Annotated in this window: 23 protein-coding genes and 1 riboswitch; of the genes, 3 read left to right on the forward strand and 20 right to left on the reverse strand. The window is 47.0% G+C overall.

Annotated elements, in window-relative coordinates:
• Nucleotides 1-16: 16 nt before the first annotated feature.
• Entirely contained in the window at nt 17-1,471 is a 1,455-nt protein-coding gene (gene guaB, locus OCV77_RS04670; RefSeq protein WP_118797484.1) for an IMP dehydrogenase, read from the reverse strand.
• A gap of 39 nt (nt 1,472-1,510) precedes the next feature.
• On the reverse strand, nt 1,511-2,008 hold the full coding sequence (locus tag OCV77_RS04675; RefSeq protein WP_118797483.1) for a DUF6106 family protein: 498 nt from the start codon (nt 2,006-2,008) through the stop codon (nt 1,511-1,513).
• Nucleotides 2,009-2,248: 240 nt separating this feature from the next.
• Here OCV77_RS04675 and OCV77_RS04680 point away from each other — a divergent pair, with 240 nt between their 5' ends.
• Nucleotides 2,249-3,100 (forward strand): hypothetical protein, encoded by an 852-nt coding sequence (locus OCV77_RS04680; RefSeq protein ID WP_262573751.1) that lies wholly within the window; start codon nt 2,249-2,251, stop codon nt 3,098-3,100.
• 80 nt (nt 3,101-3,180) lie between these two features.
• On the opposite strand, the gene OCV77_RS04685 is transcribed toward OCV77_RS04680, so the two are convergent.
• The 9 genes from OCV77_RS04685 to OCV77_RS16625 all read right to left on the reverse strand — a co-directional run bounded on the left by OCV77_RS04685 (nt 3,181) and on the right by OCV77_RS16625 (nt 11,298).
• Complete coding sequence (locus tag OCV77_RS04685) at nt 3,181-4,500, reverse strand: aspartate kinase (RefSeq protein WP_262573754.1); 1,320 nt, start codon at nt 4,498-4,500, stop codon at nt 3,181-3,183.
• Nucleotides 4,501-4,559: 59 nt separating this feature from the next.
• The gene (locus tag OCV77_RS04690; protein WP_118797480.1) at nt 4,560-5,762 is read right to left on the reverse strand and encodes a homoserine dehydrogenase; all 1,203 of its coding nucleotides are present in this window, start codon (nt 5,760-5,762) and stop codon (nt 4,560-4,562) included.
• Between the two features lie 53 nt (nt 5,763-5,815).
• Nucleotides 5,816-6,253, reverse strand: coding sequence for an ACT domain-containing protein (locus tag OCV77_RS04695; RefSeq protein ID WP_262573756.1), 438 nt, complete (start codon nt 6,251-6,253; stop codon nt 5,816-5,818).
• Nucleotides 6,254-6,388: 135 nt separating this feature from the next.
• Nucleotides 6,389-7,819 carry an Asp-tRNA(Asn)/Glu-tRNA(Gln) amidotransferase subunit GatB gene (gene gatB, locus OCV77_RS04700; protein WP_262573758.1) on the reverse strand — a complete coding sequence of 477 codons (1,431 nt, stop codon included), beginning with the start codon at nt 7,817-7,819 and terminating at the stop codon, nt 6,389-6,391.
• Nucleotide 7,820: 1 nt separating this feature from the next.
• The gene (gene gatA / locus OCV77_RS04705) at nt 7,821-9,281 is read right to left on the reverse strand and encodes an Asp-tRNA(Asn)/Glu-tRNA(Gln) amidotransferase subunit GatA (protein ID WP_262573760.1); all 1,461 of its coding nucleotides are present in this window, start codon (nt 9,279-9,281) and stop codon (nt 7,821-7,823) included.
• Nucleotides 9,282-9,295: 14 nt separating this feature from the next.
• Nucleotides 9,296-9,589: an Asp-tRNA(Asn)/Glu-tRNA(Gln) amidotransferase subunit GatC gene (gene gatC, locus OCV77_RS04710; protein ID WP_118797476.1), complete on the reverse strand. Its 294-nt coding sequence runs from the start codon at nt 9,587-9,589 to the stop codon at nt 9,296-9,298.
• Nucleotides 9,590-9,620: 31 nt separating this feature from the next.
• Nucleotides 9,621-10,802, reverse strand: a complete 1,182-nt coding sequence (locus OCV77_RS04715; protein WP_118797683.1) for an acetyl-CoA C-acetyltransferase — start codon at nt 10,800-10,802, stop codon at nt 9,621-9,623.
• A 39-nt stretch (nt 10,803-10,841) separates the two neighbouring features.
• Nucleotides 10,842-10,970 carry a hypothetical protein gene (locus tag OCV77_RS04720; RefSeq protein ID WP_262573767.1) on the reverse strand — a complete coding sequence of 43 codons (129 nt, stop codon included), beginning with the start codon at nt 10,968-10,970 and terminating at the stop codon, nt 10,842-10,844.
• Nucleotides 10,957-11,298 (reverse strand): immunoglobulin-like domain-containing protein, encoded by a 342-nt coding sequence (locus OCV77_RS16625; protein WP_317246619.1) that lies wholly within the window; start codon nt 11,296-11,298, stop codon nt 10,957-10,959. The genes OCV77_RS04720 and OCV77_RS16625 overlap by 14 nt, the downstream gene beginning before the upstream one ends.
• A 503-nt stretch (nt 11,299-11,801) precedes the next feature.
• Here OCV77_RS16625 and OCV77_RS04730 point away from each other — a divergent pair.
• On the forward strand, nt 11,802-13,235 hold the full coding sequence (locus OCV77_RS04730; RefSeq protein WP_262573769.1) for a GGDEF domain-containing protein: 1,434 nt from the start codon (nt 11,802-11,804) through the stop codon (nt 13,233-13,235).
• A 522-nt stretch (nt 13,236-13,757) separates the two neighbouring features.
• Nucleotides 13,758-14,162, forward strand: a complete 405-nt coding sequence (locus OCV77_RS04735; protein ID WP_118797682.1) for a C-GCAxxG-C-C family protein — start codon at nt 13,758-13,760, stop codon at nt 14,160-14,162.
• Nucleotides 14,163-14,203: 41 nt separating this feature from the next.
• On the opposite strand, the gene OCV77_RS04740 is transcribed toward OCV77_RS04735, so the two are convergent.
• From OCV77_RS04740 to OCV77_RS04780, 9 genes are all read right to left on the reverse strand, one after another.
• Nucleotides 14,204-14,908: a hypothetical protein gene (locus OCV77_RS04740; protein WP_262573771.1), complete on the reverse strand. Its 705-nt coding sequence runs from the start codon at nt 14,906-14,908 to the stop codon at nt 14,204-14,206.
• Nucleotides 14,909-14,959: 51 nt separating this feature from the next.
• Nucleotides 14,960-15,325: a type 1 periplasmic-binding domain-containing protein gene (locus OCV77_RS04745; protein ID WP_262573772.1), complete on the reverse strand. Its 366-nt coding sequence runs from the start codon at nt 15,323-15,325 to the stop codon at nt 14,960-14,962.
• Nucleotides 15,300-15,704: a type 1 periplasmic-binding domain-containing protein gene (locus tag OCV77_RS04750; protein ID WP_262573774.1), complete on the reverse strand. Its 405-nt coding sequence runs from the start codon at nt 15,702-15,704 to the stop codon at nt 15,300-15,302. Before OCV77_RS04750 ends, OCV77_RS04745 begins: the two co-directional genes overlap by 26 nt.
• A gap of 124 nt (nt 15,705-15,828) precedes the next feature.
• On the reverse strand, nt 15,829-17,238 hold the full coding sequence (locus OCV77_RS04755) for an alanine/glycine:cation symporter family protein (RefSeq protein ID WP_262573776.1): 1,410 nt from the start codon (nt 17,236-17,238) through the stop codon (nt 15,829-15,831).
• 259 nt (nt 17,239-17,497) lie between these two features.
• A riboswitch (glycine riboswitch) is annotated at nt 17,498-17,596 on the reverse strand.
• 287 nt (nt 17,597-17,883) lie between these two features.
• Complete coding sequence (locus OCV77_RS04760) at nt 17,884-18,579, reverse strand: class II aldolase/adducin family protein (protein ID WP_118797470.1); 696 nt, start codon at nt 18,577-18,579, stop codon at nt 17,884-17,886.
• Entirely contained in the window at nt 18,576-19,694 is a 1,119-nt protein-coding gene (gene mtnA / locus OCV77_RS04765) for an S-methyl-5-thioribose-1-phosphate isomerase (protein ID WP_262573777.1), read from the reverse strand. The genes OCV77_RS04760 and mtnA overlap by 4 nt, the downstream gene beginning before the upstream one ends.
• Before the next feature lie 44 nt (nt 19,695-19,738).
• Nucleotides 19,739-19,987 carry a hypothetical protein gene (locus OCV77_RS04770; protein ID WP_262573888.1) on the reverse strand — a complete coding sequence of 83 codons (249 nt, stop codon included), beginning with the start codon at nt 19,985-19,987 and terminating at the stop codon, nt 19,739-19,741.
• Entirely contained in the window at nt 19,965-20,453 is a 489-nt protein-coding gene (ybaK, locus tag OCV77_RS04775; RefSeq protein WP_262573779.1) for a Cys-tRNA(Pro) deacylase, read from the reverse strand. Before ybaK ends, OCV77_RS04770 begins: the two co-directional genes overlap by 23 nt.
• Nucleotides 20,454-20,494: 41 nt before the next feature.
• Nucleotides 20,495-22,579, reverse strand: coding sequence for a glycogen debranching protein (locus OCV77_RS04780; RefSeq protein ID WP_262573781.1), 2,085 nt, complete (start codon nt 22,577-22,579; stop codon nt 20,495-20,497).
• Nucleotides 22,580-22,628: the final 49 nt, after the last annotated feature.

Raw genomic sequence — 22,628 nt, forward strand, 5'->3', positions numbered from 1 at the left:
CTGCCGCATTCTATTTTTATTCATCCACGCTGTAGTTAGGAGCTTCCTTGGTGATATGGATATCATGAGGATGGCTCTCCTTCAGGGAAGCTGCTGAAATCTTGACAAATCTTCCCTTCTCCTTTAGCTCTTCGATGGAAGCTGTTCCACAGTAGCCCATACCGGAACGGAGACCACCCATCAGCTGGAATACAGTATCTTCTACAGTTCCCTTGTAAGCCACACGGCCTTCTACACCTTCCGGAACCAGCTTCTTTGCATTCTCCTGGAAGTAACGGTCTTTGCTGCCGTTCTCCATGGCTGCAATAGATCCCATACCACGATATACCTTGTATTTACGTCCCTGATACAGTTCAAAGGTTCCGGGGCTCTCATCACAGCCTGCAAAGATGCTTCCCATCATGCAGACATTTCCGCCTGCTGCGATCGCCTTGGTCATATCGCCTGAGTACTTGATACCGCCATCCGCAATGATCGGGATGCCATATTCCTTGGCAACTGCATAGGAATCCATGATTGCGGAGATCTGGGGTACACCGATACCTGCTACAATACGTGTCGTACAGATGGAACCGGGACCGATTCCTACCTTGACTGCATCAGCACCTGCCTCGATCAGTGCCCTTGTTCCTTCACCGGTTGCCACATTTCCTGCAATGATCTGCAGCTCCGGGAATTTCTCCTTGATCATCCTGACGCAGTTCAGTACATTCTGGGAATGTCCGTGTGCACTGTCAAGAACGATCACATCTACCTTGGCATCTACAAGAGCTGCTACTCTGTCAAGTACATTGGCTGTAATACCAACACCGGCACCACACAGCAGTCTTCCCTGTGCATCCTTGGCTGAAAGAGGATACTTGATCGTCTTCTCGATATCCTTAATGGTGATCAGACCTACCAGATTATAATTGTCATCCACGATAGGAAGCTTTTCCTTTCTTGCCTTGGCAAGGATCTTCTTTGCTTCCTCCAGTGTGATCCCTGCCTTGGCAGTGATCAGTCCTTCACTTGTCATGGATTCCTTGATCTTCTTTGTAAAATCTGTTTCGAACTTCAGATCTCTGTTGGTAATGATACCAACGAGCTTTCTTCCCTCTGTGATCGGGACACCGGAAATACGGAACTTGGCCATCAGTGCATCGGCATCAGCCAGTGTATGATCCGGAGTCAAAGAAAACGGATCGGTAATAACACCGTTCTCAGAACGCTTTACCTTGTCTACCTCTTCTGCCTGTGCTTCGATCGACATATTCTTATGAATAATACCGATACCACCCTGTCTGGCCATGGCAATCGCCATTCTGTGTTCTGTTACTGTGTCCATTCCGGCACTCATCATCGGAATGTTCAGCTTGATTTTTTTTGTCAGCCAGGTTGTAAGATCTACCTGATTCGGGATTACATTGGAATAGGAAGGTACAAGCAGTACATCATCAAATGTAATTCCTTCGCCAATTATCTGACCCATTTTCTCTCCTCCTGTTATATTCTTTTTTTAAAAGATCATTTAATCTTTAAAAACCTTTCTGGGAGCGACGAACTGCATCGCCTTGACCATTTCCTCACTGGGCTCGAAAATGACCTTCTGATTGCCCTCATAATAAAATACAAAGCGCTTATCCGGCTGTTTCTCTTCTCCGGAGCTGTAATCAACATTCTTACTGGTCTGTCTGTTTTTGAAATTGTCCAGGTGCCAGGACTTGACAGGTGCAACGATTTCCATTTTGTCGAGAGAATAAACCGCAGCTCTCTTTCTCTTGCTCTTGGCCATGACCTTGTCCACCGTCAGCTCTCTGTCAAGATAGAGATACTCATACTCGAGATCGGTATTCATATAAACAAAATAAGCTGCAACACCAAACAGGATCGCCGGGATCAGTGCTATGATAAATACCATGCCAACCAAGACAAATCCGACTGTAAGCATGATCAGAAGTATCTTTAAAAAGGACATATATCCCGGTGTTTTTCTTTTTACCAGACATTCCACATAGGTTTCGTTCATTTTATCTGCCTTTCTTTTCTCTATATAGTTTCAAAGCCTTACCCGATAATGATAGTATATTTTCAGTCAACATGCAAGTGCTGCTGCCCATCTGAAAGTTTAGTGTCTGAAAATTTAGGAAAATTTCACAGATTGCATATTTTGTTTCGTTGACAGTCAATTTTTGAAAAGCTATGATATGAGTTAGAGGCTATTTTAATATACCTCTTTTAAAATTGCAAGAAAAACAGAGGAATTTATATGTTTGGTGAAAAGAAACAGAAGAAAAAGTACACAGGTGTACGGGATGAGATCCGGGAGCAGCAGAAAAAAACAAAGGATATGACTCCGAAGGAACGGCTTGCCTATTTCTGGTTTTATTATAATGTACCTTTCATTGCCGGGATCGCAGCCGTTATTTTCCTGTCCATCATGATCCATGATATGATCACAGCAAAGGACTATAATTTTTATGCACTGATGCTGAATTCCCAGCATCTGAACGATACGGCCATCAGTGAATCCTTCAGTGAATATGCTGACCTTGATAATGAAAAATATGAATGCTACATTGATACGATGACGACTCTTTCCTTAAAGGACTACACACAGTACGACATGGCAACCTATCAGAAGATCATTGCGCAGGCAGCCACCAATGATTTCGATGCCCTTGTCCTTGATTCAGCCGTCTTTTACAAGCTTTCCATCAGCGGCTTTATGGTGGATCTCCGGACTGTCCTAAGTGAAGAAGAGCTGGCTGCCTATGAAGGAAATATCTATTATATAGACCAGGCTGCCATAGACAGGGCTGATGAGGCTGACTCGGATGATCCGGAAGCCACAGCGTTTTACAGCAAAATGGAAAATGCCACCAATGCTGTGATCAAAGCAGATGCCGAGGAACATAAGCATCCAGAGAACATGGAGGAGCCTGTTCCTGTCGGTATTTATATAGAAGACAGTCCCTTTATAGAGAAGACAGATTCCTATCACGGTCTGATCCCAGTCTTTGGAATTGCTTCTACCAGTCAGCGGATGGATAAGGCTGCCACATATCTTTCCTATTTATATGATGACAGCATTCCCTTTGAAGCGATGGTTCTGCAGTGACTTAAAAACCTCCTGCGAGATATTCCTGCAGGAGGTTCTTTTTATCTTTGTCAGCTTTTATTCTTTTATTCAGGAGCTGCTCAGATCCTTGCTACTACGAAAATATCGTAGATCGCCTTGATGGCTGTCTCGAAGTCATCATTGGCAACACCGATGATGATATTCAGCTCACTGGAGCCCTGGTCGATCATCTTGACATTGACATTGGCATGTGCCAGTGCGGAGAAGATCCTTCCGGCAGTTCCTCTTGTGGACTTCATGCCGCGTCCTACGACGGCGATCAGTGCCAGGTCGGCCTCGATATCAATGGAATCAGGGTCTGCCAGTCTGTGGATGGCAGAAACCACCTTCTGTTCCTTATCCATGAACTCATCCTGATGAACAAATACGGTCAGGGTATCGATGCCGGACGGGATATGCTCAAAGGAAATACCATTGTCCTCAAAGGCCTGCAATACTTTGCGTCCAAAGCCTATCTCAGAATTCATCATGGCCTTTTCAATATTAACAGAACAGAACCCCTTCTTTCCAGCTACACCGGTAATGGTGTACCTGCACTTCTGGCAGGTGCTTTCCACGATCCAGGTTCCTGTATCCTCCGGACTGTTGGTATTGCGGATGTTGATCGGGATCCCCTCTCTTCTTACCGGAAAGATTGCATCCTCATGGAGAACGCTGGCTCCCATGTAGGAAAGCTCCCTCAGTTCTCTGTAGGTGATAGTTTCAATAGCTTCCGGCTGGTCGATGATCCTGGGATCTGCGATCAGGAAGCCGGATACATCTGTCCAGTTTTCATATACATCTGCCTTGACAGCCCTTGCCACGATAGAACCTGTCACATCCGAACCGCCTCTTGAAAAGGTCTTTACCCTGCCGTCTGCGTAGGCACCGTAAAAGCCGGGCACAACAGCCTTTTCCACATCCTGCAGTCTTGCGCTTAATATCTCATTGGTTACTTCAGCATCAAATTCACCATTGTCTTTAAAACGGATTACTTCAGCGGAATCAATAAATTCATAGCCAAGGTATGCTGCTATGATAATACCGTTCAAATATTCTCCACGGGAAGCCGCATAATTCTCGCCGGTCTTTTCTTTAAAGTTCTTCTCGATCAGCTTAAACTCATCTGCCAGAGACAGGGAAAGAGAAAGTCCATCGATGATCTCCTGGTATCTTTCTGCAATGGCTTTCAGCTCTTTCTTGAAATCTGCGCCCTCTTCTGCCAGATGATAGCAGCTATAAAGCATATCCGTTACCTTGGTATCCCCTGAAAAACGCTTTCCCGGGGCTGAAGGAACCACATATCTGCGTTCCGGATCCGCATGGATGATATCTGCTACCTTCTGAAACTGTTCTGCGCTCGCCAGAGAGCTTCCTCCAAACTTAACTACCTTTTTCATTTTCCATTCTCCTCATTTTCGAAATCTTCGATCCCGTACCTGTTTTCACAGGATATATCTTATGCTTCCATCCTGATACGGCTGATGATGCCTACTGCATCTGCTTTTTCATTAAATTCCTTTTCACTCATCACATCGGTCACGAATGCAAACTCACCCTCCACATCTGCTTCAATGACTCTGACGGATTTGAAGGTATCAATGGCTTCTTTTTCTTTTGCCACATCCACTCTGACGAAAAATGCCCTTCTTGCCTCACTGACATCAGAAACCTTCACATCCTCATCATCCCAGAAGCACATGATCACCTTACCAATATGTCTTGCACAGTCAACAACGTCAGATACGACAGCACTTGCAGTGGGAAGCTTTCCTGCTCCCTTACCATAGTACATGGAATCGCCCAGCATATTACCGTGTACGCAGACTGCGTTAAATACATCATTTACCATATAAAGCGGATTGTCACGACTGATCATGAACGGTGCTACCATGGCAAAAAGCTTTCCGTCTACTTCCTTGCTCTGTGCCAGAAGCTTGATGGTTCTGCCCATAGCCCTTGCATAAACGAAGTCTGTTGCTGTGATCTTCGTGATACCCTCTGTATAGATCTCTTCATATTTTACATTTTTGCAGCACATCAGAGATGAGAGGATGGCGATCTTACGACAGGCATCATAACCTTCCACATCAGCCTCCGGATTTCTCTCTGCATAGCCCTTTTCCTGAGCTTCCTTCAAAACAGCCTCAAAATCTGCACCCTCTCTGTCCATCTTGGTCAGGATGTAGTTGGTAGTTCCGTTCAGGATACCGGTGATAGCATCGATCTTCTCTGCTGTCAGGGAGTAGTTCAGGGGACGGATAATCGGGATACCGCCGCCTACACTGGCCTCAAAGAGGTAGTTGCATTTGTTCTCATGTGCCACCCGGATCAGCTCAGGTCCATGGGCAGCAACCAGCTCCTTATTGGAGGTACAGACGCTCTTGCCAAGGCTCAGGGCCTTCTTTGTAAAGTCATAGGCAGGCTTTAAGCCTCCCATGGTCTCACAGATGATCTTTACTTCCGGATCATCCAGGATCATATTAACATCGTGCACCACCTTATCCTCATAAGGATCCCCCGGAAAATCCCTCAGATCCAGAATGTATTTTACATTCAGTTCCTCACCGGACTTCTTGTTGATCTCTGCCTTGTTCTTTTCAATGACCTCTACTACACCGCTTCCTACGGTACCGTATCCTAACACTGCTACCTGTATCATATTCGTTTCCTTTCTTTGTGAGACTCATGCAGGATTTCCTGCAGCAGCCTAAATTATTCTTTCGCTAAAAGTTTTACATTCCTGACACCCTTCTGTGCTTCCATGGCTTCCAGCATATCTGAAACATCTCCTGTCGTCGGGAGAACCTGTATACTGAGGCTTAAAGATGCCACGCCATTGATCGGAATACTCTGATGGATCGTCAGGATATTGGCTCCGAACTGTGCGATGATCTTCAGCACATCGGAGAGAAGCCCCGGCTCATCCTCCATCTGAAAGGTAAGAGTGATCGTCGTTCCCTGTGAATGCTCATGGAACTCAAAGATATCTTCCTTGTACTTGTAAAAAGAGCTCCGGCTGATCCCCACCTGATCGGCTGCTTCATTGACCGTGTGCGCTCTTCCGCTGTCGAGCAGCTTCTTGGCTTCCACTACCTTTAAAAGCACCTCAGGCACCGCCTGCTCCTTTACAACATAAAATCTGTTTCCCATGAATGTTCTCGTCCTTCTATAAAAGACATTTGTACGTCACCGAGGGATATTCTAGCACATTCTTTTTTTAAAGGCAAGAAGAAAATAAAAAAGAAGGTCACCACCAGCCAGGCAGTGCCTTCCTTTTAATCATTTCTACAGCAGTTCCTTCAGCATCTTGTTGATCATGCCGGGATCTGCCTTGCCCTTCATGGCTTTCATGGTCTGTCCGACCAGGAAGCCGATTGCTTTTTCCTTGCCGCTCTTATAGTCCTGCACAGACTGGGGATTATTTGCGATTACTTCCTCTACAGTCTTTCGCAGAGCCCCTTCGTCATTGACGGTCTTTAAGCCTTTTTCCTCTACGTACTTCGCAGGATCCACATCGCTTTTGAAGATCTCTTCAAAAACCTCCTTGGCTACGGAGCTGTTGATCTCCTTCTTATCTGCCATGGCGATCAGCGCAGCCAGATGCTCCGGTGAGAAACGGATATCCTCCGGCTCCATGTCATTTTCTTTCAGAAGACGGAGCGTTTCCACCATCAGCCAGTTGGAAACCTTCTTGGGCTGTGCCCCAAGGGCAACAGTAGCCTCAAACAGGTCTGCCATGCGCTTGCTTCCTGTGATGATATCAATATCATACTCAGGAATGTCAAACTCTTCTTTATATCTTGCCATCTTTTCTTCGCGGAATTCAGGCTGTCTTTCTCTGATCCTGTCAAGGAATGCTTCATCAACCTCTATCGGTACCAGATCAGGATCCGGGAAATAACGGTAATCCTGAGCATCTTCCTTGCTTCTCATGGCATAGGATTCACCCTTATTGTCATCCCAGCGTCTTGTCTCCTGGATAACCTTTTCACCGGATTCCAGAAGGTCGATCTGACGCTCTCTTTCTCCTTCGATCGCCCTTGCGATAGCCTTGAAGGAGTTCAGGTTTTTCATCTCGGTACGGGTACCGAATTCTGCCGCTCCAGCCTCCCTGATAGAAAGGTTGACATCGGCACGCATGGAGCCTTCCTGCAGCTTACAGTCAGATGCACCAAGATACTGGATCGTCATACGGAGCTTCTCCAGATAGGCGATCACCTCTTCTGCACTTCTCATGTCAGGCTCGGATACGATCTCGATCAGCGGCACGCCGGAACGGTTATAGTCCACAAGAGAACAGTCATTCCACTCGTCATGGACCAGCTTGCCGGCATCCTCTTCCATATGGATCTCATGGATTCCCACGTATTTCTTACCCCTCTCTGTCTCGATCTCTACCTTACCATTGCGGCAGATCGGCAGATACAGCTGGGAGATCTGATAGTTCTGCGGGTTATCCGGATAAAAATAATTCTTTCTGTCAAATTTACAATATCTGGTGATATCGCAGTTTGTGGCAAGTCCTACCGCCACTGCGTATTCCAGCACCTGCTTATTCAGTACGGGAAGGGATCCCGGCATACCGGTACAGACCGGACAGGTGTGGGTATTGGGTGCACCACCGAAGGCTGTGGAACATCCACAGAAAATCTTGGTCTTCGTCGCCAGCTCTACATGCACTTCCAGACCGATGACGGTTTCATATTGCTTTTCCATGTCAGTTCTCCTCCTTCCTTACAAATGCACCTCTTGCTTTTTCATAGGTATAGGCGGCACGGATCAGATTCTTTTCCTTGAAGCAGTCACCAATGAGCTGCATGCCGATCGGCAGACCCTTACTGTCCCTGCCGCAGGGAATGGAAAGTCCGGGCAGTCCGGCCAGATTGATGGAAATAGTGTAAATATCTCCAAGATACATCTGGATCGGATCGCTTAAGCTCTCTCCGATCTTCGGTGCGGTAGTGGGGGCTACCGGTCCGAGGATCACATCATACTTGGCAAAGGCTTCGTCAAAGGCCTTTTTGATCAGTGCCTTCACACGCAATGCCTTCAGATAATAAGCATCATAATAGCCGGAGCTCAGTACAAAGCTTCCCAGCATGATTCTTCTCTTTACTTCAGCACCGAAGCCCTCAGAACGGGATTTCTTGTACATATTGTGAAGTCCCTGATATTCTTCGGTACGGTATCCGTATTTGATGCCGTCAAACCGCTCCAGGTTGGAGCTGGCTTCTGCTGCTGCGATCGTATAATAGGTGGGGATCGCATATTCCACCAGGCTTAAATCAAATTCTTCTACGATGGCTCCCTTTTCCTTCAGAACCTCTGCTGCTCTCAGGACAGCTTCCTTTACTTCGGGATTTAGACCCTCTCCAAAGTAATCTCTCGGAATACCGATCTTCATTCCCTTTACATCCTCTACGAGCGCAGAGGTAAAGTCAGTATCCAGTCTTTCTACGGAAGTGGAATCCTTGCTGTCATGGGACGCGATCACTTCCAGAATGGTCGCACAGTCCGTCACATCCTTGCAGAGGGGTCCGATCTGGTCAAGTGAGGAACCATAGGCGATCAAGCCGTAACGGGACACCGTACCATAGGTAGGCTTCAGCCCCACAACACCACAGAAGGATGCGGGCTGTCTGATCGAACCGCCGGTGTCAGAGCCAAGGGCATAGAAGCATTCCTCTGCTGCCACTGCTGCCGCACTTCCACCGGAGGATCCACCCGGTACATGCTCCGGGTTCCAGGGATTTCTTGTCACGCCATATGCAGAAGTTTCTGTAGTGGAGCCCATGGCAAATTCGTCCATATTAGTCTTGCCAAGGATCACAGCCCCTGCCTTCTGAAGGTTTAAAACCGCCTCTGAGGTAAAGGTGGGTACAAAATTATAAAGGATCTTAGATGAGCAGGTGGTCAGCAGTCCCTCGGTACACATATTGTCCTTGATGGCTACCGGCACACCGGCAAGAGGCCCGCTTAACGTTCCGTCATCGATCTTTTTCTGGATCTCCTCTGCCTGCTTCAAAGCACCTTCCCTGTCTACGGTCACATAGCAATGATAGGTATCTTCCTTTTTCTCCATATTATCAAGGACTGCCTCTACGGCTTCCTTAACGGTAACTTCATGCTTTTTGATCGCCGCTGCAAGCTCTACGGCAGTCATGCTTAATATACTCATATTCTGCCGTCCTCCTATTCAAATGTACGGGGTACTACGAACATCCCGTCTTTTTCTTCCGGCGCATTTTTCAGGATGGCTTCCCTGTCATCTCCATTGGTCACCACGTCCTCACGGAATACGTTGCTGACATGGAACACATGGGACATGGGCTCTACTCCTTCGGTATCCAGTTCGGAAAGCTTGTCAATATAATCAAGCATGCTTCCCATATCCTTCTTTGCCTGCTCCTTCTCTTCTTCAGAAAGCTCAAGCTTGGCAAGGATTCCTACATAATCAATGGTTTCGTCTGAAATGATATTTGCCACGTTTTTCTTTCCTTTCAAAAAACTTCAGATACTAATCTCTTGTGACGATGGCTGAGCAGCCCATACCGCCGCCTACGCAAAGGGTTGCAAGTCCCTTCTTTGCATCTCTCTTTGCCATCTCATGAAGCAGGGTAACCAGAATACGGCAGCCTGATGCTCCTACCGGGTGTCCCAGTGCAATGGCACCACCGTTTACATTCAGCTTGTCCATATCAAAGCCAAGGTCATGTCCTACGGCTACGGACTGTGCTGCGAACGCTTCATTTGCCTCGATCAGATCAAAGTCAGAGATCTGGTAGCCTGTCTTCTTCATAACCTTTCTGGTAGAAGCCACAGGACCTACACCCATGATACGTGGCTCTACGCCTGCCAGCTCACCGCCGATCCAGGTTCCCATAGGAGTAATGCCAAGCTCCTTTGCCTTCTCTTCGCTCATAACGATGATGGCTGCTGCACCGTCATTGATACCGGAAGAGTTGGCTGCTGTTACGATACCGCCTTCCTTAAATGCGGGACGGAGCTTACTGATGCCCTCTACGGTAACACCCTTACGGGGACCTTCATCTGTATCAAAAATAATGGTTTCTTTCTTTTTCTTTACCTCTACCGGAACGATCTCATCCTTGAAGCGCCCTTCTGCCTGTGCCTTCTCACACTTGTTCTGGCTCCATGCGGCAAATTCATCAAGCTGCTGCCTTGTAAGTCCCCAGTCCTCTGCTACGTTCTCTGCTGTCATTCCCATATGATAGCCGCCAAAAGCATCATGCAGGGCATCACGCAGAAGCGCATCGTCCATCATGGCTGCTCCCATACGGTAACCGAAACGTGCATCATAAAGAAGGTAAGGTGCCTTGCTCATATTCTCCATACCACCTGCCACGATGATATCAGCATCCCCACTGGCGATCAGCTTGGCTGCAAGGTTTACACAATGAAGACCGGAACCGCAGAGTACGTTAATCGTAGTCGCCGGAACCTCTACCGGGATTCCTGCGTTAACTGCTGCCTGTCTTGCAGGGTTCTGTCCAAGTCCTGCCTGGATGACACAGCCCATATATACCTCATCAACCTGCTCCGGCCTTATACCGGTTCTCTTCAGAGCCTCTTTGATCACAATGGTTCCCAGATCCGGTGCGGGTGTTGTACTTAAGGTACCTCCCATGGTTCCGATCGCTGTACGGCATGCGCCTGCTAAAACTACTTTTCTTGCCATAATCTTTTCCTTCTTTCTTTTATGATAAATCATTATTCTTTACATGATTCTGTGCATGGCATTTCTGCCTGCACACATATATTTGTAATTTACTACTTTTCCCCGCTTCTGTCCACTGTTTTGCGCTTCTGTCAGCACTCCTGCCGGTCTCTTATCAGTCAGGATCATAATCTGTCGTCAGCTCAAAGACCGCTTCCATATCTGACTTGATCAGCTTATATACTCCTGCCTGCAGCTTCCCGTAGGGCTTCAGATCACAGGTTACGGTCGCTTTCGTCAGATCCGGGATGCTGCAAGCAATATCATGCCATACGATATCACTTTCCGGCTCCACCTTCACAAAGGAATCTCCCTCCTGCCTCTGCAGCTCATAGTCCTCTCCGTAGGTCATCTCATAACCACTGTGGTTATCGATCTCAAGCGTCAGGATTCCATCTTCAAGCTTTACCGCTGTCATGGTCATTTCCAAGGGCATGGTAGAAATGTTATTCTCCATAGGAATGATTCCTGTACTGCTTCCGCTCTCTGCATCAGCTGCTGTGCCCTCTTCTCCTGTTTCTCCTCCGGGAAGCTTTCCGGCAAGGAAAATAGAGGTTGGTCCGTCTGCTCCTCCGATGATAGAAACAGAAGCTCCGTTTTTGTGTATCGTTACATTTCTGGTAATCCATGTGCCTGCGCCGCAGACTGCTACGACGATACCCGCTATGATCCAGAATTTTTTATTTTTGTAAAAAGACATTTTCTTCCTCCTCCTTTTCGTTCCAAAGCCCGGAAAATTGAGCGTTTGAATCGCTTAAATCATAATACATTGTATCAGATTCCCGGAATTTATAAAACACCCAAAATTCAGTCTGTAGGAATGTGGCTATTTTCTGCCAGTAAAACGTAATAATGCAATATTTTTATCATTTAATTCGTGATAATTTGGGTGGAGAAATGGAAAAAGTGACGTAAAATCAAACATTTTTCTTTTTTATGGATTTATGGTACAATACAAATATGAAAAAGAAAAAAGTTATTATTTTATCATCTCTTATCATATTATTTGCATTGGTATTGGAAGCAGGGATCCTGACATATGCCAACGAGAGAAATGCATACAGAACATCAACTGTCTTGCTTGATCGTGTTATCGCGGTGCTTAACAAAAATGATGAAACAAGGGGCAAGCTGATCCAGTCACTGAAAGAGGATTATATTGTAAGAGCAAAATCAGTATCTTACATCCTGGATGCCAAGCCACAGGTAGAGTATGACATTGATGAATTATTAACGATTGCAGATCTGATGTCAATAGACGAAATCCATTTGTTTGATGAATCTGGCTGTATTTATAGCGGTACTATGCCTCAATATTTTGGTTATAGTTTTGATTCCGGAGAGCAGATGGCTTATTTTAAACCAATGCTTTCAGATAAAGAACTGACTATGTGCCAGGATGTTGTCCCAAATACCGCAGAAGCCAAAAATATGATGTATGCCATTACATGGAATGAAGATAAAACTAAAATGGTGCAGGTAGGAATTAAACCTAAGCGGCTGCTGGATGAAATGCGGCAGAATAATGTATCCTCTCTGGTTGATGATATGCCAGTATATGAAGGTATGAAGATTTTTGTTGCCGGAACAACAGATAAGACAATTTCCGGAGCAACAGACAATAGTACTATCGGAAAAACGCTGGAGGAAATAGGAATCTCAACAAAGGATATACATAAAAATGAATCAAAGATCACCGATTTATTTATAAATGGAGAATCTTATCGTTGTGTGATGCGTCAGGATGAGAACTATATTGCTATAGTTGCGATGGAGCATACATTTTATAGACAGGGAACTATCTATGCTATACTGATTGTTGCGATATATCTGATTTTGGCATCCCTTTGCATAATCTACATGATTTTCAGAGTCATGAGGGAAAAGTTTGAGAAAGAGAAGCTGTTCTATACTTCAACAACAGATGCGATAACAAAATGCCTTAATAGACGTGCTTACGAGGAAGACATTGCCAGACTTGATCCTCTTGAAGAGTGGATTTATATTTCTTTGGATCTGAATGGACTGAAGCATGAAAATGATACCTATGGGCATGTGGCAGGGGATGAGCTGATCTGTGCAGCCGCAGGATTCATGGAAAGCAGCTTCCATGAATATGGAAAAATATATAGGATTGGCGGCGATGAGTTTGTAGTTATCGTAACAAAGCATATACATCAGTTTAAAGAAATGTTGAAGGAGTTTGATGATAGTGTAGCAAACTGGCATGGTGAGCTTGTGAAATCAATGACAATTTCCTATGGCTATGTGTACAGTACAGAGCAGGAATGGGAAACTGTATATGATATCGCAAAAGCAGCAGACGATAGGATGTATCAGAGTAAGGAAATTTTCTATACTAAAAACGGGTCTGGCAAGAGAAAGGTCAGGTAGTTTATGTAGAAAACCAATATGTCTAAGCTGGAAATGGAACAGCTTTATAAAAACCGAAGAAAAAAGCTGCAGGAAACTCAAAAGCAGCAATTTCCCGCTTATACTGAAAAAACTGTGCAAACGGGAATCCTGAAAATAACGTAACTCTTCTGAAATATATCAGCCTATGTGGAGAATTATTATGCCAAATTATACTTTAAAACACAAGGATCATAATCTGTGTACCTTTGCACACAACCGTCATCAGATTGATTATGCAGCATTCAAAAAGCTTCTCTAAACGAACTGCCACTTCCTCTCTGGTGGGTTTTTAATTACAAAGAAGAATTTATTGAATATGAAACTGAAGATTTTCTTTTGCGAACGAAGAAGGCTGCTACCTCTTGGAAAACTGCCCGGCAATGAATAATTGATAGATCTATATATAGGAAATGTTGAATATCTTCGTGCACTTCAGGAAAATGTGGTACAATAAGAATGTGTGAATCTATAAGATGACAAAAAGAAAGGATACTTATGAAAATGGATAAGAAAGAACTTGCTATCGCATACCATGATAAGAAATTCAACTGCTGTCAGGCTGTAGCCTGCGCTTTCGCTGGAGAAGTTGGCGTAAGTGAGGAAGTATTGTTCAAGGCTGGAGAAGGCTTCGGTCTTGGCATGGGCGGTATGGAAGGTACCTGCGGTGCCCTGTCAGGTGCTATCATGCTGGCTGGCATGAAGAACAGTGACGGAAACATCGAGAATCCCGCCACCAAGGCTTCTACCTACCAGCTTTCCAAAGAACTGCTGAACCAGTTCCGTGAGAAAACCGGCAGTACCGTATGTAAGGAGCTGAAGGGAATCGAAACCGGCAAAGTACTGTGCTCCTGCCCTGACTGCATCCGTTGTGGTGTGGAAGTTGCTGAAAAGGTACTGTTCTCCTAAAAGCTTTATTAAAGAAGCTCTCTTATCCCAGGCTGGTCTATTTATTGATGGCAGGCGGGGTATGAGAGCTTCTTTTTGCTCTCCATGCCCCGCCCGGGACAACTTTTCTCTCTTCTTCCCTGTTTTTTCTTTGCCGGCGGGGCACCACAGCTCTCTTTCTTCTCCCATGCCCCGCCCGCCTCGGATTTCCTCTCTTCTTCCTTGTTTTTTCTCTGCCGGCGGGGCACCACAGGCTTCCTTTTGCTCCCCATGCCCCGCCCGCCTCGGATTTCCTCTCTTCTTCCCTGTTTTTTCTCTGCCGGCGGGGCACCACAGCTCTTTTTCTTATCCCATGCCCCGCCCGCCTCGGATTTTCTCTCTTCTTCCCTGTTTTTTCTTTGGCGGCGGGGCACCACAGGCTTCTTTTTGCTCTCCATGCCCCGCCCGGCTCGGATTTTCTCTCTTCTTCCCTGCTTTTTCTTTGACGGCGGGGCACCACAGCTCTTTTTCTTCTCCCATGCCCCGCCCGCCTTGGATTTCCTCTCTTCTTCCCTGCTTTTTCTTTGACGGCGGGGCACCAAAGGCTTCCTTTTGCTCCCCATGCCCCGCCCGCCTCGGATTTCCTCTCTTCTTCCCTGTTTTTTCTTTGGCGGCGGGGCACCACAGGCTTCCTTTTGATCTCCATGCCCCGCCCGCCTCGGATTTCCTCTCTTCTTCCCTGTTTTTTCTTTGGCGGCGGGGCACCACAGCTCTTTTTCTTCTCCCATGCCCCGCCCGGCCGCTCGGCCCGCAGCCCCATTCTCACAAAAACAGCGACGTCAAAGCCTTTCTGCGGATTTCCGCTTCCACGTCTTCCACATGCCTGCCAGATCATTCAGGCAGAACACCGTATCAAAATCAAGTCCTTCATCGATTGCCTCCTGAAGACGCGGCATGGCGATCTCTACCTGCCCCTCACACTCGATCTTTTTTACCACCTGTATGTTTTCATTGGCGGATACCGTATCCAGAAATCCGCCCACTCTTTCCCTTGCTAACCTTGCACTCTCATGAGTCATCACGACCAGCTTCGCTGTATTATGCTTTTGAAGAAAATATTTTCCAATGATCACACCGGCCTCATAGTTGTCAGAGGTGATCGTACAGTCTGCCGGGATGTCATCTGCGACAGCGGTATCTACCACAATGACCTTTCCCCCTGTCCCTTGCCTTTGTCAGCACATCCGCAAGGCTGTCTGCATCTGCCGGTGCTACCACAAGCGCCGAGATCCCCATATCCAGAAGCTCCCGGATCTGGGAGGCCTGCCTTACCGGATCAAGCGCCGGATCCCGGAGGATCATGCGGTCCCCTTCTGCCTCTACCCGGTAAGCCACTTCCTCACTGATGATCGTATAAAACTCATTATTCATGGTCATATAGCTGGCTCCGATAAGCCTTGCATCCTCCTTCTGCCCCAGGGAAAAATCCCTTCCCCCGAAGAAAAAGAAAAGAAGCACTGCCAGTATCACCACATTACAGACAGCCACTATGCCTGTCCTGAAAAATCTGTTTCTTTTTTCCATAGTTCCTTCCTCAAAATTATGGTCTCTGCATAATCGGGATAACATACTTTGGAGCAGAAAAAAAGTGCAGGAATTCCTTCATGGATTTTCCTGCACTTTCAGTTTTATTTCTCCGTTTTGGCTTTTATTTCTTCTTCAGGCTGTCCAGATAATCCTTTGTCTCTGCAACAACAACACCACTCAGTGCAATCACAGCAATCAGGTTGGGGATCGCCATCAGACCATTAAAGATATCGGCAATGGTCCATACAGCCTTTACCGTCATGAAGGGACCGATAAAGATTGCAAGGATATAAACCCACCGATACCCCTTTACCAGCTTCATATTACCTCCGGATAAATACTCCAGACACTTTTCGCTGTAGTAGTCCCATCCAAGAATCGTGGTAAAGGCAAAGAAGATCAGGCAGACCATCAGGATAAAGGAGCATACCATATCAGGCAGCGGAAGACCCAGCTGGAATGCCCTCGTGGTAACAGCAACACCCTCAAGTCCCATATCCCAGGTTCCTGTGATGACAATGGAAAGTCCTGTCATGGTACAGATCACAAGCGTATCAATAATAGTTCCCATCATGGAAACAAGTCCCTGCTTGGCTGGCTCCTGAACCTGAGCTGCTGCAGCTGCAATAGGTGCACTTCCAAGACCTGCTTCATTAGAAAAGATACCTCTGGCAATACCCTTCTGCATGGCTACGATCATGGCTCCCATCATACCACCGGCTGCTGCCTTCAGGCCAAAGGCACTCTGTACGATCAGCACGATCGCTGCCGGGATCTTGGTGATATTGCAGATCAGGATGACCAGTGCTGCAACTACATACAGGACTGCCATAAAGGGAACTATAACAGAGGCTACTGTGGAAATTCTCTTAAGCCCCCCGATAATAACAAGTGCCACACAGATGGTCAGGATAATACCTGCGATCACAACAGCGATAGAATAATCCATGCCAAATAAATGAATGGTAGTGGTACTGTCAGGATCAAAGAAGTTCTTGACCGCACTGGTAATACCATTTACCTGGGTAAAGGTTCCGATTCCGAAAAGTCCTACGCCCACGCCAAAGAAAGCGAAGATCTTGGCAAGCCATTTCCACTTTTCGCCCATACCCTTTTCTATGTAATAAAAAGGGCCTCCGATGATATGTCCATCCTTCGCTACCACACGGTACTTCACAGCAAGCAGACACTCAGAGTACTTGGTTGCCGTACCAAGAAGGGCAGCGATCCACATCCACAGAAGGGCTCCGGGACCGCCTGCTACAAGGGCAGTTGCCACACCGACGATATTTCCGGTACCGATCGTAGCGGAAAGTGCGGTACAAAGCGCTGCAAAGCTGGATACCTCTCCATGCTCACCGGATTTCTCATTGGCTCTGATCAGACGGATGGCATGGGGAAGCTTCATGATCTGCAGTCCCTTCAGACGGATCGTCAGAAAGATACCTGCGGAAAGAATCAGGACGATCAGGGGAATACCCCATACCAGATCATCCACGGTCGTTAATACGTTACTGATTGCTTCTAACATTTGTTCCTACCTCTCACTTCGTTTTGATTTTTGTAAATACAAAAAAGAGCTGATAAAATCAGCCCTCCAAAGAGTATAGAACATGCATATAATGATGTCGGGGTCAAAAGCCCCCGACTTTGATACCTACGGATTGCTTCGTGCTACGCTCTCCCACAATCCTACCCAATATTCGCATATTGGGGCAGGTCCTAAGGTCTTTCACCCACTTATGAGCAAGCTCATGCGGGCTTAGACCTTTTGACCCTGGTATCATATAATATAATGCTCTGTCCTTTTGCCTGAGAGATTGGCAGTCCTTATTACTGCCGTACACCTTCGGCGCCCTGAAAAACAGGGACTCTCCAGAGTGGAAAAAGCTGCGATCCATTCGTCGCACTTTCCAACAACAGAACTAACTATATCATAATATGCTTTTCAATGCAAGAATATATTATTTTTGGGTAACAGTTCAGCCATGCAGAAATGATTGTGTAAGATGACCGTGGGAGCTTGCTCACTAAGGGCAGCTTACACAATCATTTCTATAGGGCGGACGCCCGACATGAAATAAGTTGCCAGAAAGCACGTATATTTGTTAACCAGTCTGTACACTCTGGCAACTTATGAATGGGCACGGCTGAACTGTTACGTTTCTTCAGCCCTTTAACGTCCAGTCTTATTATCTGGTCTTCCGCCTCTTTTAATTCCAAACTTCTCCCGCATGGCAAGCAGACGCTCCACCTGCTCTTCTGTCAGGGTATTCTGCTCCTTCAGGATCTTCCCTGTGATCATCAGGATATTGGCATAGTATTCCATGGATTCCAGCCGGTAATAGGCGCTGTAGGGATCCTCTGCCCAGGTCACTGCCCCATGATTGGCAAGAAGTACTCCATTGTGGGTATGACAGTAAGGTGCGATCACCTCCGGTACTTCTTTGGAACCAAGCTCCGCATAGGGTGCCACCGGCACATCACCAAGCGTGATCACCGCTTCTGCCAGCACCGGCACGTCCAAAGGAATTCCTGCAATGGCAAAGCAGGTACAGATCGGCGGGTGGGCATGGCAGACACTTAAAAGCTCCGGATTTTCCTGATAAGCACGAAGGTGCATTTTCAGCTCAGAGGAAGGCTTCTTCGTTCCCTCCAGTACATTTCCCTCGAGATCCACCTTCACAAGCATTTTCTTTTTCATGAAGCCCTTGGATACGCCGGTAGGGGTCGCCCACACTTCATTCTCTCCGGTACGAATGGAAATGTTGCCGTCATTGGCAGCCACAAAGTTTCTCACATACATCCTCTGTCCGATATCCAGAATGGCTTTCTTCGCTTTCTTTTCACTCATGTAGACAGATTTGCTCATACGCTTGCTGCCTCCTTTTTCCTACGGATCTGTGCAAGGGATTCTGTAAAGGGTGCCCTGGCGATACCATACTCTGTAACGATTCCTGTGATCAGATCGTGATCTGTCACATCAAAGGCGGGATTAAAAACCTTCACGCCCTCCGGTGCCATACGCTCCTTATACCACATCTCTGTTACCTCCTCTGCAGGACGCTGTTCAATGTTGATCCCCTCTCCGGTTGGGGTATCAAAATCAATGGTGGAGGTAGGGGCACAGACATAAAAAGGAATGCCATAGCGCTTTGCTACCGTGGCTACCACGCTGGTTCCGATCTTGTTGGCCGCATCTCCGTTGGCAGCTACCCTGTCACAGCCGACAAACACCGCATTGACCCAGCCCTTCTTCATCACTGTGGCTGACATGTTATCGCAGATCAAAGTCACATCCACGCCTGCAGAATGCAGCTCATAGGCTGTCAGTCTGGCTCCCTGTAAAAGAGGTCTTGTCTCATCCGCAAATACATGGAAATGATAGCCTCTCTCTTCTCCAAGATAAATGGGTGCTGTGGCTGTACCATATTTACAGGTGGCAAGCTGTCCGGCATTGCAGTGGGTCAGGATACCGTCACCCGGCTTTACCAGCGTCAGCCCGTTCTCCCCGATAGCACGGCATACCCGGATATCTTCTTCCTTAATTTGGGCTGCTTCCTGATGCAGCAGCTCCACGATCTCTGCTACTGATCTTTTCTCTTCTTCTCCTGCTTTTCTACAGAGCGCATCCATCCGGTTTAACGCCCAGGACAGATTCACAGCCGTAGGTCTTGAAGAATTCAGATACTCCCTCTGCTGCGTAAGCTGACGGTAAAAAGCACCAAAATCACTGCCTGCATTGTCTATATTTTCCATCTGGATCTGTCTTGCCAGCAGATAAATGCCAAAGGCTGCCGTCACCCCGATCGCTGGTGCACCACGCACCTGTAAAAGGTAGATCGCATTCCAGATCTCCTGTGCTGTCCGCAGGCGTATCAGCTCTGTCCGTCCCGGAAGGAGTGTCTGGTCAATGATCACAATACTGTGATCCTGATCATCTAACGCTACGGTTTCATAATTCATGATATTTTCTTTCTGATCCATATCAGCTTCCGCTCCATTTCTGTTTTATTCTCAGACATTTTCCGTCAGCCCTCAGATGCTCCGCCATCCTTCTGCGCATTTCTCTCCCTGGCTTCCAGCACATCCATGACAGTCACAAGCAGGCACAGGAACACACCAAAGAAAACGGTCATCCTCTCCAGTCTGTCACCCAGCCGCTTTGCACTTTTCTGAATCTGCTTATTGCGCTCTCTTCTTCTTTTTTCCTGTAATTTCAGTTTCTGCTTCTCCAGCTTGTCCATTGTTTTCCCCTTATCTTTCTGCTGTGATATCACCATATTCTCCTCTGCAGGCCTTCAAAAGGTCATCCGGCTTCAGTTCGATCTGGGAACCGATCCTGCCGCCGCTGACAATGATCGTCTCCTGCTCCTTTGCTGATTCATCCAGCCTTGTCACAAACTGCTTTTTCATGCCGATTGCCGTACATCCACCCCTGATGTAACCGGTAATGCCGTTGATATCCTTTACATGGATCATGGCAACTGCCTTCTCGCCGACCGACTTCGCTGCCTTTTTCAGGTCAAGCTCTGCCTCGATCGGGATCACAAATACAAAGTAATTTTTGCTGTGTCCCTCTGTCACCAGTGTTTTGTATACTTTCTCATGCGGCAGGGACAGCTTGTCCGCAATCTGGATCCCGTCAATAAATTCATCACATTCATAAGTATAATGGGTAAAGGGGATCTTCTCCTTTTCCAAAATCCGCATGGCATTCGTTTTGATCTCTTTATTCTTTGCCATCCTGACGTCCTCCCTTTCTGTTGCTTCTGCTGCCTGACCGGCTACAGCTGGTCAGCCACCAGCACCATCAGGCTTCTTTCCTGCATGGAAAGGCTGTTCCCTGCAAGGGGAAGCGCTCCGTCCTCCGGTATTCCAGCCTTTAAATATTCCTTTCCGGTATCCACTGCGATCTTCCATCCCATACCTGTCGGAAGAGACGGCAGGTACAGCTCCTGTCTTTCCCAGAAAACATTCAGGGCAAGGCATACCATGTCCTCCTGTCCCTCTTCATCACAGCCTGCAAACACGACCCGGAGCACCTTACTGCTGTCGTCCATGCCCATGACCTGCATATCCGGGTAGCCAGTTCTGCTCCTTAAAAGTGCTTTCCTAAGGATCGCATGCTCCCTGCGGAAGCCGATCATATATTTACAGAACCTATAGTGCTCCTTGTGCTTCTCCCTGTCTCTCCAGTTCAGCCAGGAAATCTCGTTATCCTGACAGTAGGCATTGTTATTGCCAAACTGGGTATTCAGGAATTCATCCCCAGCAAAGAACATAGGCGTTCCACGGCTGCACATCAGTACAGCAAAGGCATTCTTTGCAAGCTTGTGACGGAGGAACAGCACGTTTTCATCATCGGTATCACCCTCTACGCCACAGTTCCAGCTTCTGTTGTCATCGCTGCCGTCCGTATTTCCCCAGCCATTTGCCTCATTATGCTTCCAGTTATAGGAATACAGGTCATTTAAGGTAAACCCGTCATGACAGGTCAGGAAGTTTACGGAGGCATTCCTGCCTCTGTGCTCCGGATCATACAGGTCGGATGAGCCCATGATCCTTCTTGCCGCCGTTTCCCACATACCATAATTTCCCTTCAGATAATCACGCATGTCATCCCGGTATTTTCCATTCCACTCCGCCCAGCGGTTCCAGGAGGGGAAGCTTCCTACCTGGTACAGACCGCCTGCATCCCATGCCTCTGCGATCAGCTTAACATTCCCAAGCAGAGGATCAAAGGCAAGGCTCTGTAAAAGCGGCGGCTTGCTCATGGGTGATCCATCCTCATTTCTTCCAAGAATGGATGCCAGATCAAACCGGAAGCCGTCTACATGATAGGTTGCTGTCCAGTAACGCAGACACTCCAGAATCATCTGCTGCACCATCGGGTGGTTACAGTTCATGGTATTACCGCAGCCGCTGAAATTATAATAAAAGCCCTCCGGCGTCAGCATATAGTAAATATTGTTGTCAAAGCCCTTGAAGGAAAAACAGGGACCAAGCTCATTCCCCTCTGCTGTATGATTGAATACTACGTCCAAAATACATTCAATCCCGTTTTCATTTAATTCACGGATCAGGCGCTTTAATTCATTGCCCTCGCGGTTAAATTCCGTTTCTGCCGTATAGCTGGTATTTGGGGCAAAAAAGCTGATCGTATTATACCCCCAGTAATTCAACACCGGTCTTCCGTCTACCATGCGGAAGTCCTTCATCTCATCGAACTCAAATACCGGCATCAGCTCTACTGCATTGACACCAAGCTCCTTCAGATAGGGAATCCTTTCACGGAGACCATCAAAGGTTCCGGGATTCACTACACCGGAAGAAAAATGCCTTGTAAATCCCCTGACATGTAATTCATAAATTACAAGATCTTCCATGGGAATTCCCGGCTGTGTGGTGTTTCCCCAGTCAAAATCATCCCTGACCACTCTTGCCTTATAGAAGTTGTTCTGCGGGATCCCCCAGACACTCTGCCCGGTCACAGCCCTTGCATAGATGTCGAGCAGCACGTTCTTTTTATTAAAAAGAAGTCCCCTGCCCGGGTCATAGGGGCCATCCACGCGGTAAGCATATTCAAAATCACAGATATTCAGCCCAAATACGATCATGGAATATACCTTCCCGATCTTATAGCTTTCCGGAAAAGGGATCACCGCATAGGGCTCCTGTTCCATTCTTTTATATAAAAGCAGCTCACAGGAGGTTGCCCCATAGGAATAAACGGTAAAATTAACGCCACAGGGAATTGCTGTGGCGCCATTTATTTCATACATTCCGGGTCTTACCTCAAAGCCGTTGATTACATCCATAGGCACCATATGAATCCTGCTCATTGGTGCGATCAATTTGTTATCTTCCATCCTGTCCCCCAGATCAGTCCTGTTAGCCTTCTGTCAAAAAAGCTTATTC

The sequence above is a fragment of the Suilimivivens aceti genome (genome assembly GCF_025567405.1).
Taxonomy (GTDB): Bacteria; Bacillota; Clostridia; order Lachnospirales; family Lachnospiraceae; genus Suilimivivens; species Suilimivivens aceti.